Consider the following 15,112-nt stretch of genomic DNA (forward strand, 5'->3'; position numbering starts at 1 on the left):
AACTCATCGGCGGAACTTCCCCGGCCACTGGTGCAGCCGGGCTTCCTCGAGCGCGGCCGCGGCCGGTGTGCCGGTCATGCCAGCGGCGCGCCAGCGGACCGGGCTGTCGCCGCATGTGAATGTGACTGAGCGCTTCAGTTGGGTGTGACCGCGCTTGCGTGACGGCTACGGCGGAAGGACGCCCCCGTCCAGGCCGCTGGCCGCTGGCCGCGGCGCAACCACCCGGGCAACGCGGGACTTTGTCGCCGAAATCCCTCGGGGGCGACGCCGGGCCGGGCGGCCGTCACGGCAGAGAGGTCAGAGCCTTCTGATACGACGGCCACACAGTGTCCAGTGGGTCAGAGTGTGAGCAGAGTGCGCAGGTCGATGACGCGGTAGCCGCGGGCGTTGAGTGCTGTGAGGATGCGGGGCAGGGCCTGGGCGTCGATCACCTCGGTGCGGTCCTGTGGTGCCCCGAGGTGCATCTGCAGGACCGCTCCCGGACGCAGGGCGTCCAGTGCTCTGTCCACTGCGCGGTCCACCGTCATGCCGCCTTCGGTCCCCTTCCATCCGTTGGTGTCGGTGGTGAACTCGATGTCCGCGAACCCGAGGGCGTTGACCTCCCTGATGTGAGCGGGACTGGTCTCGCTGTACGGGAAGCGGAAGAACGGTGTCACCGCGCGGCCTGCTCCGGCCGCGCGAAGGGCGCGGTCCGCCGCCACCACTTCGTGCTGTCGTTTGGCCTTGGCCAGGTCCTTGAAGTGGGGGTGGCTGAAGGAGTGGTTGCCCAGCCCGTGGCCGGCTGCCGCGATTCTCTTCACCACGGCGGGGTGGCGGTCGGCGAAGTCGCCCGTCAGGAAGAACGTAGCGGGGGCGCGACGGCGGGCGAGCTCACCGAGGATGTTGTCCAGGCCTGCTTCGTTCCAGGCGGCGTTGAACGTCACGGCGATCACCCGCTCGCGCGTACGGAACGCCCGGTTCTCCGATCCGAACAGCGCCCGCAGTCCCTTGCCTTCCATGGTCGCCGCCGGGTGCACCGCGACGGCCTCCGTCGGCTGCGCCACTGGACCCTGCGCGAGGGTCCACAGCAGGATGGCGAACACGGGGCCTGTCCAAAGCAGGCGCCAGGCGAGAGGGCGGCGGCGGTCCGTGATCACAGAGAGTGGTTGCATGCTCCAGCCATCGGCCGACCGGGCCCCACCCTTGAGTACAGAGCGCTCCCGCCCACGACGGCCCTGCTCTACTGGCGTCATGGTGCACGGTGCACACACAACACTCCCCCGAGCTCGTGCAGGCCCAGCGCGACTGGAACCGCACCTACAACGCTCTTGCCGCAGGCCCAGCCGCCAGCAACACCGCCTGAGGCGACGGTTCATCGAGCTGTCCCGCCACCTGGTGCAGGACGTGCCGCGCACCGAGCTCGCCGACTTGCGGCGACGGACCGGGGGCTCGTCGTAAGCCGCCGCTCGTGGGAGGTCACCGACCGGCAGCGGTCCGGCCTGGCCTGTATACGCACCCACACGACCGACCACGTCAAGCGCCCACCGTTCGGGAGATCGGTGCTGCGGTAGGTCTCTCCAGCCACCCATCCGTTCTCCGTCGGCTGCAACGCCTGGAGCAGACCGGCCCCCCACACGCGCTCATCCTCGTATGGGAGCGCTCATGCCCTTCGCCCCCGCCTCGCTCATCGGCGAGTGAGTCCTTCGTCGGCGGCGGCCGCAACGCCGCGCACACTCAAGAGGTGCTCACGGTCTCGCCGAAGGTGGCGGCGGAAGGCGATGCGGCGGGCCTGCGCGGCTCGTGACGGTGGGCCGGTCGGGTCGGTCAGCTGCGGAAGGGGCCTGTGACTTCGTAGGTGATGCCGCCGGAAGAGCTGCCGCTCGTACCGCGCTGGCTGGAGAAGTACAGGCGCTTGCCATCCGGCGAGAAGGCCGGGCCGCAGATCTCCGAGGAGGACTGGCCGGTTATTCGCAGGAACGTCGCGACCACGTCGTCCGGCGTGATGATGCAGATCTCCATGTTCCCGCCATCCTCCGCGACGTACAGGTCGCCGGAGGACGCGCCGGTGACGTTGTCGACGCCCGTCAGCGGGGCTCCGCCACCGACGACCAGGGAGTCGTCGTAGGCCAGTTCATAGGTGCTGGCGGCCAGGTTGAGCTGCCAGACCCGGCCATCGCCCTTGGTGGTGAACCAGACGGTGTCGTTGGCGTAGTGGCAGCCCTCTCCGCCGTTGAACAGCTTGGCGCCGGAGACCTGATCGCGGGTCGGGGTGGGCGAGCCGTCCGGGTCGGGCACGGTCGCCCAGGTGAAGCTGCCGGAGGTGGCCGTTCCGGCCTTGAGGACCTGGAGCGTGCCCGCCGACAGGTTGCCCCAGGTGGACGGAACGAACCGATAGAAGCAGCCGTCCGACGCGTCCTCCGTCAGGTAGATCACCTTGCGGACCGGGTCGGCGGCCGCCGCCTCGTGGTTGAAGCGGCCCATGGCATCGCGGCGCACGGCCGCCTTCACGCCCCACGGGTCGGTCTCGTAGACGTAGCCGGTGCTGACCTCCTCGCAGGACAGCCAGGTGTTCCAGGGGGTGGCCCCGCCGGCGCAGTTGCGGTTGGTGTTGGACAGGATCCGGTACGAGCCGGTGATGGAGCCTGTCGAGTTGAACTTGATCGCGCCCGCGCCGCCGGTGGAGGAAATCTCCGAGTTGGAGACGTAGATCCAGCCTGTGCCGTCGGCGAAACAGGCACCGCCGTCGGGGGCGTTGTGCCAGGTGTAGGTGGTGGAGCCGACTTTCTGGCCGGACCGGGCGATCACCCGGCTGGTGAAGCCGCTGGGCAGCTGGATGCCGTTGGAGTCTGCCGTGCCGAGCGCGCCGTACGGGCCGGGGCCTTTCTGTGCGGGCGCCGCGTAGGCCGCGCCCTGCATGAGCGTGTAGCCGAATGCCGCTGCTGTGCCGCCGACGACTGCTCCACGCAAGAAGCTACGACGTTCCACTTGATCACTCCAGGGGTTCGTGACCGTCCCTGCCGCACCGGTCGGGCGGCGGGGTCGCGAGGGGCGCTTCCGGAACCTAAGAGCCCCGGATTGACGGTGCATCAACAACCGATGAAGTGGAAGCGTCTGCTGTCGGCCCGTTGCGCCGCGCCTTTTGCCAGAACCTGCCGCCTCGCCGGTGGGCGGTGGTCTGCGGCTGGCGCGCGCAGCGGGCCAGAGCCTGATCGAGTCGCTGGTGAGCGGTGACGACTTGCGCGGAATCCAGGTGCGGATAGCCGTAGATGGACCCCAGCCCGGCCCCCAGGGCGTCGGCCGCTCGGACGGCTCAGGGGGGCCGGGAGACGGGGCTCAGACGGGGTGGTTGACCTGGCGGTCCAGGTCGAGGGTGAGCTGGAGCGCGTCCAGCACACTCGCGGGGGCGATCTGGTTGTCTTCTTCGCCGCGCACCACCTCCAGGACGTGGCCGATCATGGCGGTGTACTGGTCGGCGGCAGGCAGCTGGAGATCGTGCGCGCCCTCGGCGGTGTAGGCGGTGACGGTGCCGGAGGGTTTGCCGTCGAAGCCCATCGTGGACGTGGCGTCCAGTACGCCGTGCTCGAACGTGGCGGTGTAGCCGCCGCGGGCGCCCCATGCCTGGGGCATCAGCGAGGAGACAGAGCTGCGGGCCGCCGCGCCGTCGAAGCGGAAAGTGGCGTCGATGGCCCCGGAATCCTCGCCGCGCGCCACGGTGGTGACGGTGGCGGTCCGGGGCAGGCCGAGGGTGCGGGTGATGATGTCCATGTCGCTGTGCAGTGCTTCCAGCGGCAGGGCCTTCAGCCCCAGCGAGGCGCCCGGCCACAGGTGGGCGGTCAGGTTCCACAACGTCAGATGCTCCAGGCGCCCGTAAGTGCCCTGGTTCACCGCGTCGAACAAGGCCTGGTTGCCCGGGATGAACCGCTCGAACATGTCGACGAACACGTGCTTGTCGCTGTGCGCGGCGGCCTCAGCCACCCGCTTCGCGTCCTCGATGTCATCGGCCAGCGGCAGCTCGACCAGCGCGTGCTTGCCCGCCTGAAGGGCGCGCAGCACGAACTCGGCGTGCAGCGGCAGCGGCAAGCAGATGTCCACCAGGTCGAAGGAGCCGTCCTCGAACACGGCGTCCATATCCGTCGAGGAGGCGAACCCGAACTGGTCCGCCGTTTTCGCGGTCTTGGCCGCGTCCCGGCCGAACATCACCACTTCCACATCGTCACGAGCGGCGTAGACGGCGGCGTGCGCCTGTCCGAAACCGGTTCCCAGCAGTGCAATCTTCATCTCTTGTCTCCTTTGCGGGGGGGGTCAGCGGGTCGTGGGCGGGGTGGGCTGGGAGAGGAGGCCGAAGCGGTTCCCCCGGGGGTCGCGGATACGGGCGCGTACCGGGCCGGCAGGCGCAGAGCGCGGCTGTTGCTCCACTCGTGCGCCTTCCTCCTGCGCCGCTGTGGCGGTGGCAGCGGCGTCGGTGACCAGGAAGGTGGGCATGACGTAATCCGCCGCACTGCCGTTTTCGCCGCTGTGATCCCACAAGAGGCCGGACGGGTACTCGGCGCCTGGCCCCAAGACAGCCAGGCTGGGCACGTCACCGTTGGTGTCGTCCTTCTCGAACCGCCAGCCGAAGCCCTGGGTATAGAAGTCGGTGGTGGCCTGGACGTCGGTGGTGCCGATCTGGAAGCCGGCCATCGTCCCGGGCTCCGGCGTGAAGGCGGCCCGCCGCATGTACTCCTCGGTCCCGGCGATGCGCTCCTCGAACCGCTGGGAGGTGGACTGGGAGAAGAGGGAGAACAGGTTGCCGCGCGGGTCCTTCAGCCGCGCGAAGACCGTCACGTCCCCCACCGGTGTGGCCGGCACGACGACGGTGGCGCCCAGCCCGGTGAGTTTGTTTATGTCCGTGTGGACGTCGGCGGACAGGATGGAGAGGTTGATGGCCTCGTCGCCGGTGTCGCCCTGCTGGATCGCACCCATCGGCCACGGCGCGCCAGGGGCGAGGATGCGGGTGTAGGTGCGGCCGTCGATGGAGGAATCCGCATCGACCTCGAACCTCCAACCGAGGAGGGGACCGTAGAAGTAGGTGACGGCCCGGGGATCGGTGGTGCCGATCTCGAACCAGACGACCTGACCGGGAGACATGAAGCTCATGTGGATTGTTCCTTTCGTGCGACCGCGAACGTGGCCTGTGTCGCGGGTCGGGTTCTTTCGTGTCGAGCCTGGCTCGCACCCCAGGACGAGCCCGCGTGCAGGACCGCGAGAGTGACGGCGTGGGGAACCGCGGCGGGTCAGGCCACCGGAACCGTGGTGTCCTGCTGCTCTGACCGCCTGGCCGGGCCAGCAGTCGGCTTCTTGGTTCCGGCGGTACGGGGCAAGGTGGCCAGCAGCGCGGACGCGGCAACGAATGCGGCTGCGACATACCACAGGGAGCCGGTGAAGGCGTACGGCATCTTCGCGGCCTGGGCGGCGGGGTCGCCGTGGCCCAGGCGGGCGAAGAAGATCACCGAGGACAGGGCGACACCGACGGCCTGGCCGAGCTGGACGGTGGTATTGGTCAGCCCGGACGCGGACCCGGCGTGCTCGTGCGGGACCTCGGAGAGGATCACGTCGGTCAGCGGAGCGATGATCAGGCCCATGCCCAGGCCCATCGGGATCAGCGGAACGATGGCCTGCCACGTCGCGATGCCGGAGCCGTAGTGCTGGGCCAGGCAGGCGAACAGCAGCATCCCCGCCGCCGCCAGCAAAGCTCCCGCCTGCAGGACCACGCGGCCGAAGCGCGGCACCAGGACCTGCATGGACATTCCGGCCCCGGCCATCATCGCCGCCGACAGCGGCAGCCCCGACAACCCGGCCTTCAGCGGCGACCAGCCCAGCCCCAGCTGGAGGTAGAGGGTCCAGGCCAGGAAGAACACCCCCGAGGCGAGGCCGAACATCAGCTGCACGCCCTGCCCGCCGGCGAAACTGCGCCGGGCAAACAGCGACAGCACCACCAGCGGCGAGCCACCCCGCCGCAGCAGCCCCCGCTCCCAGGCAACGAACAGCGCCAGCACCGGCACGGACGCGGCCATCGATACGTAGGTCCAGGCGGGCCAGCCCAGCTCGCGGCCCTGGGTCAGCGGCAACACCAGCGCCAGCAGCCCGGCACTCGCCAGCACCACCCCGACCAGGTCCAGACGGGCGGCACGCTCGGCCCGCGACTCGCTGACCACCAGGACGCCGGCGATCAGCCCCGCGATGCCCAGCGGGAGGTTGACCAGAAAGATCGGCCGCCAGCCAAGGCCGAACAGATCACCCTGCACGAGCAGCGCGCCGACCAGCGGGCCGGCGATCGTCCCGAGCGACATGACCGCGCCGTAGATGCCGAAGACCTTGCCGCGCTCCCGCTGGGGAAACGTGACGTGGATGATCGACAGCACCTGCGGCACCATCAGGGCCGCCATCGCGCCCTGTGCGACGCGCCCGGCCAGCAGCATCTCCGCGTTGCCTGCGACGCCGCAGATCAGCGAGGTGGCGGTGAAGCCGACGACACCGAGCAGGAAGACGCGCTTGCGTCCGAACAGGTCGCCCAGACGGCCACCGGTGATCAGCCCGAGAGCGAACGTCAGCGCATACCCGCCAGTGATCCACTGCACCTGCGCCGACGAGGCGCCGATGTCCTGCTGGATATGCGGAATGGCCATGTGGACGACGGTGACGTCGACCGCGTCCATGAACGAGGCGATGAGTACCACGGCCAGCGCCGCCCACCTGCGCGGATCAACCGCATTCATGGCGTTTCGGGGATGTTTATTCTCGGACATGCCGTCCAAGCTAGGACCCTTTTAGGACACCTTACGTCCGTAAAGAGGGGCAATCTGAAAGGCATGACGACCGACCTGCCCGCCCGTATGCTCCGCCTGCTGTCCCTGCTGCAGACCCGCCGCGAATGGTCCGGCACCGAACTCGCCGAACGCCTCGGCGTCACCGGCCGCACCATCCGCCGCGACATCGACCGTCTGCGCCACCTCGGCTACCCCGTCGAGGGCACCACCGGCCACGCCGGCGGCTACCGCCTCGCCTCCGGCACCGCCATGCCCCCGCTGCTCCTCGACGACGACGAAGCCATCGCCACCGCCGTCGCCCTGCGCACCGCCGCAGGACACCTCACCGGCATGGAGGAGACCTCACTGCGCGCCCTGGCCAAACTTGAACAGGTCCTGCCCGCCCGGCTGCGCACCCAGGTCGCGGCCGTACAGCAGACGACGGCCACCATCGGCTGGGAAACCCGCGGCCCACGTGTCGACCCCGAGCTGCTGGGCAGTCTGGCCGCCGCCTGCCGCGACCACGAGAGCGTCACCTTCGACTACACCACCCGCCACGGCGTCTGCGCCGCCCGCCGCGTCGAGCCCCACCACCTGATCGCCTCCGGCGGCCTGTGGTACCTCCTCGCCCACGACACCGACAAGAACGACTGGCGTATCTACCGTCTCGACCGCATCACCAACCCAGACCCCACCCGCCACCGCTTCACCCCCCGCCCCGCCCCCGGCCACGACCCGGCCACCTACGTCGCCGACAAGATCGCCACCGCGCCGACCCGTTACCGCGCCATCGCCACCGTCCACGCCCCCGCCGACAGCGTCCGCCACCGCACCTGGGCCCTGGCCACCCGAATCCGCCCCCGCGACGAGGCCACCTGCACCGTCGACTGCTCCAGCAACCACCTCCCCGGCATCGCCCAGACCCTCGCCGCCCTCGATGCCGACTACACCCTCGATGCCGACCCCGAGGTGACCGCCTACCTCCGTCAGGCCGCCACACGCATGCACCACGCCACCTACTCCTGACCGCCTGACCGAGACACCCACGGCAGCCTCCGGGCCAGTCGGACCCACTTGAATACCTCAACTCTTCCTCTGAACAACCCCGTACACGGAATCCGGAGCGACAGCGGCGGACATCATTCCGCCATGAGCGACGACGTGAGCGACGAACAGCCAAAGGACAGGCCGCCCTTCCGCATCTGGGCGCTCGGCACACTCGCAGCAGTTGGCTTCGCGATCCTCTTCTGGCGTGGCCCTTGGTGGTTCGATGGTGCCCACATCCGTGACGCCAACCTGGAACCCGCTGACGGAGTCGTCATCACCGGCTTCCGGACCGGGATGGTCGCCCTGGCAGCAGGCCTCATCGCCGGGATGGGTCTCTGGTACACACACAAGAGTCACCGGCACGCCGAAAAGCTCTACGAGCACGGCCAAGAACAGTTCAACCACGCCCGTGAGAAGGATCGCGAGCAAGCCGAGCTGACACGCGAAGGGCAAGTCACCGGGCGCTACGTCGAGGCCATCAAGTTGCTGGCATCTCAGAACACCACGGAACGACTCGGCGGAATCTACGGTCTCGAACGGATTATGAACGACTCACCGAAGGACTATCCCACCGTAGTGAAAGTCCTCGCGGCCTTTCTCCGCCAGAAGCCGTCGAAGCCGATGCGTCAGGCAATCCCCATTGACAAGCAGGCAGCCTTCACTATCCTCGGCCGGCGACCGGAGCACAAAGGAGTGCGCCCCGAAGGCGTCGACCTACGCGGCGCGTACCTCGTCGGTGCGGTATCCGAGGGAGGCAACTGGGAGAACGCCAACTTCAGCGACGCCAACCTCACCGAAGCCATCCTGGTCGACATCTATGGGGCACACGCGAACTTCAGCGGAGCAATCCTCGACAGGGCCGATCTGCACAACTCGGCTATACCAGGCGCCAATTTCAACGGCGCATCACTACGCGCAACCACCCTGCCAGCCAGTCTCGAAGGAGTCTGGCTCTGGGATACTGACCTGCGGGAAATCACCAACCGTAGGCCAGAGCTGACCCATAAGGCGCACACCAACGACGGCACACAGATTCCCACCACAGACGTCGACTAATAGCCAAGCGCCGACTATGACGACATCCCCGGCGGCCAGACCGAGGGCGGCGAGCCCGCGGCCCATTCATCGACCGGCCGGGACACCGGCCTCCTCCTCCGGCGCGGTTCTCCACCGGCGCCACCGTCTCCTTCCGCGACGCCCAGTTCACCGGCGACAGGGTCGACTTCAGCAGTGACCTTGTACTCGCGGGCGGTCAGCGCGAAGGCCAGGTTGCCGATGGCCCGATTGTGCGGCTCCGGCAGGAAGGCGGGGGCAGCGCCCAAGGCCTGGCGAGGTGCTCGACCCAGGAGGGCGGGTCCGGGCCGCGGCCGCGGCCGCCAAATCGGCGGATCAGGTGCCCTGCTTGCGGCCGTAAACGAAGACGTCGTCGCCCTTGCGCAGCATGTTCCAATACTGCACGGCATCCTTCTTCGTCATGTTGACGCAGCCGTGGGAGCCCGGCGGGGACCACACACTGATGCCGACCGAATGGAACGCCTGGCCGCCGTCGAAAAACTGGCTGTACGGCATCGGCACGTGGTAGATGCTCGAAACGTGGTCGATGTTGCGCCAGTAGACCTTCTTCAGACCCGTGCGGGTCTCGTGGCCGTTGCGGCCGGTGCGCACCGGGACCGGGCCGTACTTGAGGTTCTTGCCGTCCTGGATCCAGCTGAGCTGGAGCGTCAGGTCGACACAGGCGATGCGCCCCTTGTTGATCGGGCACTTGCCCGCCTTATTGGGGTTGTTGCCCACCGCTTTCTGCTTGTTCATGAGGTTCATGACACCCCAGGTGACGCTGCCCGCGTACCCGGCGTTCGGAGTGATCTTGTGTTTGGTCTGGAAGGCCTTGATGACCTTGCAGTCGGCTGCCGACTGCTTGCCGTCCACCGGGCGGCCGAGGAACTTCTCGACCTGCTTCTGGTACGGGCCGCTCTGTGTCGAGCACGACGCGGCCTGAGCACTGCCCGTGCCGAGTGCCACCGTGAGCGGGGCCACCAGCGCGGTGATCCCCAGAGCCACGGCTCCTCGTCTGCGTATGTCCCCCATTGCTGCCCACTCCTCATTCGTCATTGGTCCGCGGGTCGGATCCCACCTGCTAGACGACACGGCCTCGGGGTTCGTTGTAGGGCGAATCGGCACAGGTGTGTAACAGAGGGCGATTTGCCGCCGGGGGGCCGCAGGTGGTTGTGGCCATCGAGCCCCTAGCCGAGGCCCGGCGGTCTGAAGTGGGCGGCCGCCGGCCCCGAGGCCTGCGAGGGACCCGACCGCGCGCCGAGCGCAGCACGGCGGGCGAAGTGTGACGGGGCGCCATGCGACTGAGCCCGCCCCCCCCTCCCGCCCCGGCTTTGCCATCGCGACCCTCCTCGGCCTGCTGGGCCTCACCCAGCCGACCGCGATCCTCCCCCTTCCTGCGCTGACGTCCCCGTCCGGCATCGAGCGCTCCGACACAGAGCCCGGACCGACCAGCTGGCCCGAGCCTCCATACGAATGAGGAGTGGGCCCGACTGAAGCCGCATCTGCCCGAGTCCGGGCCGCCGGATCCTGTATCGACAGCGCACTGGGTTTCCTGGCGGGATCTGCCTGTGCGTTTCGGTCCGTGGAAGACCGTCTACGAGCGGCACCGGCGGTGGTCGGCGGACGGCACGTGGGACAAGAGCTTCGCGGCCGTGCTGGCCGACGCTGATGCCCAGGGCCGTATCAACTGGTCGATGGTGAGCGTGGACTCCACGTCCTGCCGGACGCCGGGAAAGGAAGCACGCCCCGGCACCACCGCCCAGACGAGGGACTCGGACGCTCTCGGGGCGGCCTGACATCAAGATCCACCTGGCCAGTGAAGGCGGACGCCGCCCGCTGGCGCTGCTGATCACGCCAGGCCAGTAGGGCGACACCCCGCAGCTCATCCCGGTCATGGAACGCATCCGTGTCGACTGCCCGAGTGGCGGGCACCCGCGCACCCGGCCCGACCACCTGGGCGGTGATAAGGCGTAGTCCTCCGACCGACAAACGCAGGGCCTCGATCCGGTTCTGGCTCCGCCCACGATCAGCCGGACAGGCCGTAGGCCTGCCCGGCGATGGGGTGCCTTCACGTCTCGGCGCGGCGGAACTTACGGTTTGTGGGTTACCCAGAGCAGTTCCGCCGGCCAGCGGTGTGCCCAGTCGGGTGGGTCGGTTTCGTTGTAGCCGTTGGGTGTTCCGAGTTCGGGCCGCGGCTCGATGAGGTCGTCGATGATGAGACCCGCGCCGCGCAGGACCTTGACCCAGTCGCCGTAGGTGAGCTGATAGCTGGTCGCGCCGTCGCCTTCGGCGATGGTGTTCAGCCCGAAGTAGTCCTGCTGCAGCGTCGTGGTCACGCGGCTGGCGGCTTCGTCGTAGCAAGCTTCGAACCATGGACTGGCGACGTTGAACACCAGGCGCCCGCCTCGGCCCAAGACGCGTGCGGCCTGCGGGACGGCCAGGTGCGGGGGCGCCCAGCTGAGCCCACCGAAGTCGCAGAACACCAGGTCGAAGCTGTTGGTGGCGAAGGGGAGTTGTTCGGCGGCGCCTTGCACCAGCGGGTAGCGGGCCGCTCCCATCGCGCGGGCTGCTGCGGCGAGTTGAGCTTCGGACAGGTCGAGCCCGACCACGGTGGCGCCCTCGGCGGCGAGCGCCCTGGACCACTGGCCGGCGCCGCAGCCGAGTTCGAGGACGCGCTTGCCGGTGACGTCGCCCAGGGCGTGCAGGTGCGCGTCCGGGATGGAGTACATGCCCCACAGCCGGGGTGTGGCGCCGATTTGCGGGTCATGCTCGTGCTGGTAGGCGCTGCTGATCTGGTTCCAGAGCCGCCGGTTGGCGGGGATGCTGTCCACGTGCCGACTCCAGCACTGCCTGCCAGGGGCGGTCAACATGATTAGGGCACTGGCCGGCCCTCGCCTCGGTCCGGCCCTGGCTCGGCCCATGATCCGCCGGACGAGCCCTAGACGCGGCGGTGCGAGGGTGCGTAAACCCCTGTCTGTTCAACGGAGTTCACGCGAACGCCGCGTTTGTTGAAGCGCCAACTGTGGGCATGAAAACGCTTGTTGGGATGGACGTGTCATCCCCCCGGCAGGAGGCCCCATGCGCGCTCGACTGACCGCTTTCGTCGTAAGCACCGCTTCCCTCACCCTGGCCATAGGCGTAGCCGCCGCCCCCGCGTCCGCCGTGCCCGCCGACAAGGCGCAGGTGCTCAGCCAGTGGACCCAGACGGACGCGGGCAGTTACAACACCTGGGTGTCGGCCAACGCCAACCAGGGGGCCTGGAGCGCCTACCAGTTCAACTGGTCCACCGACTACTGCTCCAGCTCGCCCGACAATCCCATGGGTTTCCCCTTCAAGACGGCCTGTGCCCGGCACGACTTCGGCTACCGCAACTACAAGGAAGTGGGCACCTTCAACTCCAACAAGGCCCGCATCGACAGCGCCTTCTACGAGGACCTGAAGAGAGTGTGCGCGAGGTACAGCGGCGCGACGAAGACCACGTGCAACGGGACGGCCTGGACCTACTACCAGGCCGTCGACAAACTCGGCTTCGCCCGTGTGGTGGGCGACGGGACCACCCCCTGATCCGTCGCTCATGGGGCGCAGGGCGGTGGCCACGTACGGTCTCCCCCGGCCCTTGAACCCCGCATCCCTACAGCCTCCCCGCGCCCTCCTAGCGGCCGCGGGGAGGACGCTCACGGCGTGGTCGGGGCCACCACCACCCCTGCCGGCGTCGCCGCTTGGCGAGATGCTCCGACCGAACCCGAATGGTCGTCACCGGCCACGACCCGGTGCACGACGCCGAACACGACGCCGAACACGACGGACCCGCCGGCCCGGCGGCAGCCACAAACGCGTCCTCGACCGCAACCCGGCCGCCCGCAAAACGCTTCTCACGCTGATCGAGCCCGATGCCCGCTCCCCGCACGCGCGGGGATGGTCCCGCCACCGCGGTAAGCGACCTGCCGCAGGGTGTCGCCGATGAGGCGTCAGGTGTGCGGCGAGGCGATCCCAGCACCCGCTTGCGTGCGTGCATCACGTCTTGTCGGGCACCCGGTCGCTATGGGAATCATCAGCATCGTGGAGAACGCCCTGGAGAAGTGGACCGACCCGCTGTGGGAGCGTGTGCTGCCTGGGCAGCAAGACCAGCCAGAAGTTGTGGCCGAACTACGCCAGACATGCGACGACAATACGATCATCGTCGATCGTCAACGCGTCCTTGCACCCAACACATACACCCTTGAGCTGCCGCCAGATTCTCACCGGCGACTGGCCACATACAAGGCGCAAGTGCAACGCCAGCTCGGTGCTCAGGTCTGCCGACACGCGGCTGAACAGGGCTACACATTTCCCGGCCCGGTCTCGGTGCACATTCATGCCGCGCCAGACGACTCTGTCGACCAATTTCGCTTGTACAGCGGGGTCGATCCCAGCTGAGAGGAGCGACCCGCGTCATAAGCCCCATTGGCAGCCTCGCACCCCGCTCACGCCGGACTCCGCGCAGAGGTCGCCAAGGCGCTTGCTGTGTTCGTAGCACGGCGTCCTGCAAATGGTCTGCGCTTGGCAAGAGTGCCGAACAGGCCACTTTGCACGACGAATTGAAGATCCGTGAAGCACAGCCCCCTCCCCGCCTACCTGCGGCTGCCTATCGACGAAACGGCGATTCGCCGTGCCTGCCCTATATGCGAGAGGCCTGGGCGATCAACGGCCTTCATCACCAAGGAGGCGCGTTCACGTGCGACAGCCGCCCTCGCTCCCAACTGCCTTTACTCGCCGCCACGTTGACGGCCACCTCAGCGCTTTCGCACCGCACTCTGCCGCGGGTGGTCGAGGCCTGCGTCGGTGAATCCTCACGTGACGGCGTGCAGGACGCGAGGCCATCGCCTGGGCCGCGAGCGTGGTGGCACGCCGGGCCGGGCCTGGCCGACCAGCAGGATGCGGCGAACCGGCGCCACGGCGTCGACCGACTGGTCACGAGACAGCGAGCTGCGGAGCCTGCTCCGGATGCCGGTCGGCCGGTGGGCCGGTGGGCCGGTGGGGGCGCCGAAATCTCCGAGACCGCTCCGGTCGACTGAAGTGCCCGAGTGTTGCTGACATATCAATAGGGTGTCCACCATGCCTGCCACGCTGAGTTCCACAAAGACCGCCGCCGCGTTGCGCAGATCGGCACGGGTCTCCGTCGAGTTGCTGCTGGTTCTTGTGGCCGCTGCGGCGGCCTTGTGGGTTATGGGTCGGATGTGGTCAGTCCTCTGGCCGCTCATAGTGGGCCTCTTGCTCACCACACTGACCTGGCCTCTGGCCCACTTCCTACGCCGACGCGGCTGGCCCCCCGCCCTGGCCGCCTCGGCGGTGACCGTGCTGTTCCTCCTGGCCGCCGCGGGCATCGTGGCGCTGATCGCGGTGCCGGTGGCCTCCGATTCCGCCGAACTGACCGACGGCGTGACCGAGGGCATCGAGAAATTGCGCCAGTGGGCCGCCGGGCCGCCCCTCAACATCGACGACGCCCAGATCTCAGGCGGAGTCGACTCGGCGACGGCGCAGATCAAGGACAGCGTCGGCAGCATGGTGACCGCCCTCTTCACGGGAGTGAGCACCGTGTTGAACGGGGTCGTCACCGCGATCCTGGCGCTCTTTTTGATGTTCTTCTTCCTCAAGGACGGCCCGCGCTTCCTTCCGTGGCTCGCCCGTCAGCTCCCCGGCCGGCTAGCCACCGACATCCCGATCGTGGCCGCGCGCAGCTGGGACACTCTGGGCGCTTTTGTACGCTCCCAAGCCCTCGTCGGCCTCCTCGACGCGATCTTCATCGGCCTGGGCCTGTGGATCCTGGGCGTGCCGCTCGTCCTCCCGCTTGCCGTACTGACCTTCGTATCGGCGTTCGTTCCGATCGTGGGCGCCCTGTTCGCCGGCCTGGTTGCAGTACTCATCGCCCTCGTGTCCAACGGCCTGACCGACGCACTGATCACGTTGGCGATCATCGTCGTAGTGCAGCAACTCGAGGGCAACGTCTTCCAGCCGATCATCCAAAGTCGCGGGCTGGGTCTGCACGCGGCGGTGATCCTGCTGGCGGTCACCCTGGGCGCGAACCTGGCCGGCGTCGTGGGCAGCCTGCTCGCGGTACCGGTAGCCGCCCTGATCGCGGTGGTCTGGAACTATCTGCGCGAGCAGCTCAGCGACCCACCACAAGAGCCCGAGACCGGCGACGGCGGGCGCGCGGCCACATCCGCACAGCAGTAGGGCTCTCATCCAGGCTGCCCCGCCGCAGTCAGCGT

General features: G+C 68.4%; 13 protein-coding genes and 1 pseudogene. 7 read left to right on the forward strand and 7 right to left on the reverse strand.

From position 1 onward, the window contains the following. Window positions 1-338: 338 nt before the first annotated feature. Entirely contained in the window at window positions 339-1,082 is a 744-nt protein-coding gene (locus E5671_RS04060; protein ID WP_336605658.1) for a polysaccharide deacetylase family protein, read from the reverse strand. A gap of 365 nt (window positions 1,083-1,447) precedes the next feature. Here E5671_RS04060 and E5671_RS47705 point away from each other — a divergent pair, with 365 nt between their 5' ends. Further along, a complete protein-coding gene (locus tag E5671_RS47705; RefSeq protein ID WP_160502470.1) occupies window positions 1,448-1,783 on the forward strand; it encodes an AsnC family protein in 336 nt (111 codons plus the stop codon). Between the two features lie 20 nt (window positions 1,784-1,803). Here the strand turns inward: E5671_RS47705 and E5671_RS04070 are convergent, their stop codons facing one another. From E5671_RS04070 to E5671_RS04085, 4 genes are all read right to left on the reverse strand, one after another. Further along, a complete protein-coding gene (locus E5671_RS04070; RefSeq protein ID WP_160502471.1) occupies window positions 1,804-2,964 on the reverse strand; it encodes an alkaline phosphatase PhoX in 1,161 nt (386 codons plus the stop codon). Between the two features lie 348 nt (window positions 2,965-3,312). After that, window positions 3,313-4,257, reverse strand: a complete 945-nt coding sequence (locus tag E5671_RS04075; RefSeq protein ID WP_160502472.1) for a Gfo/Idh/MocA family protein — start codon at window positions 4,255-4,257, stop codon at window positions 3,313-3,315. 24 nt (window positions 4,258-4,281) lie between these two features. Beyond that, window positions 4,282-5,115 carry a VOC family protein gene (locus E5671_RS04080; protein WP_160502473.1) on the reverse strand — a complete coding sequence of 278 codons (834 nt, stop codon included), beginning with the start codon at window positions 5,113-5,115 and terminating at the stop codon, window positions 4,282-4,284. A gap of 137 nt (window positions 5,116-5,252) precedes the next feature. Further along, complete coding sequence (locus E5671_RS04085; RefSeq protein ID WP_160502474.1) at window positions 5,253-6,764, reverse strand: MFS transporter; 1,512 nt, start codon at window positions 6,762-6,764, stop codon at window positions 5,253-5,255. A 63-nt stretch (window positions 6,765-6,827) separates the two neighbouring features. Here E5671_RS04085 and E5671_RS04090 point away from each other — a divergent pair, with 63 nt between their 5' ends. Both E5671_RS04090 and E5671_RS04095 read left to right on the forward strand, forming a co-directional pair. Next, the gene (locus E5671_RS04090; RefSeq protein ID WP_160502475.1) at window positions 6,828-7,790 is read left to right on the forward strand and encodes a helix-turn-helix transcriptional regulator; all 963 of its coding nucleotides are present in this window, start codon (window positions 6,828-6,830) and stop codon (window positions 7,788-7,790) included. Window positions 7,791-7,913: 123 nt separating this feature from the next. Continuing rightward, window positions 7,914-8,867, forward strand: coding sequence for a pentapeptide repeat-containing protein (locus E5671_RS04095; RefSeq protein WP_160502476.1), 954 nt, complete (start codon window positions 7,914-7,916; stop codon window positions 8,865-8,867). Between the two features lie 333 nt (window positions 8,868-9,200). Here the strand turns inward: E5671_RS04095 and E5671_RS04100 are convergent, their stop codons facing one another. After that, window positions 9,201-9,896, reverse strand: coding sequence for a L,D-transpeptidase (locus E5671_RS04100; protein WP_160502477.1), 696 nt, complete (start codon window positions 9,894-9,896; stop codon window positions 9,201-9,203). Between the two features lie 458 nt (window positions 9,897-10,354). Here E5671_RS04100 and E5671_RS04105 point away from each other — a divergent pair. Then, window positions 10,355-10,835, forward strand: a pseudogene (locus E5671_RS04105) (IS5 family transposase); the annotation flags it as partial. Between the two features lie 119 nt (window positions 10,836-10,954). Here E5671_RS04105 and E5671_RS04110 read toward each other — a convergent pair. Beyond that, a complete protein-coding gene (locus tag E5671_RS04110; protein WP_160502478.1) occupies window positions 10,955-11,695 on the reverse strand; it encodes a methyltransferase domain-containing protein in 741 nt (246 codons plus the stop codon). Window positions 11,696-11,942: 247 nt separating this feature from the next. Here E5671_RS04110 and E5671_RS04115 point away from each other — a divergent pair, with 247 nt between their 5' ends. The 3 genes from E5671_RS04115 to E5671_RS04125 all read left to right on the forward strand — a co-directional run bounded on the left by E5671_RS04115 (window position 11,943) and on the right by E5671_RS04125 (window position 15,077). Beyond that, a complete protein-coding gene (locus tag E5671_RS04115; protein WP_160502479.1) occupies window positions 11,943-12,428 on the forward strand; it encodes a phospholipase in 486 nt (161 codons plus the stop codon). 495 nt (window positions 12,429-12,923) lie between these two features. After that, window positions 12,924-13,280 carry an FhaA domain-containing protein gene (locus tag E5671_RS04120; RefSeq protein WP_160502480.1) on the forward strand — a complete coding sequence of 119 codons (357 nt, stop codon included), beginning with the start codon at window positions 12,924-12,926 and terminating at the stop codon, window positions 13,278-13,280. A gap of 678 nt (window positions 13,281-13,958) precedes the next feature. Continuing rightward, window positions 13,959-15,077: an AI-2E family transporter gene (locus tag E5671_RS04125; protein ID WP_160502481.1), complete on the forward strand. Its 1,119-nt coding sequence runs from the start codon at window positions 13,959-13,961 to the stop codon at window positions 15,075-15,077. Window positions 15,078-15,112 lie beyond the last annotated feature (35 nt).

The sequence above is a fragment of the Streptomyces sp. BA2 genome (genome assembly GCF_009769735.1).
Taxonomy (GTDB): Bacteria; Actinomycetota; Actinomycetes; order Streptomycetales; family Streptomycetaceae; genus Streptomyces.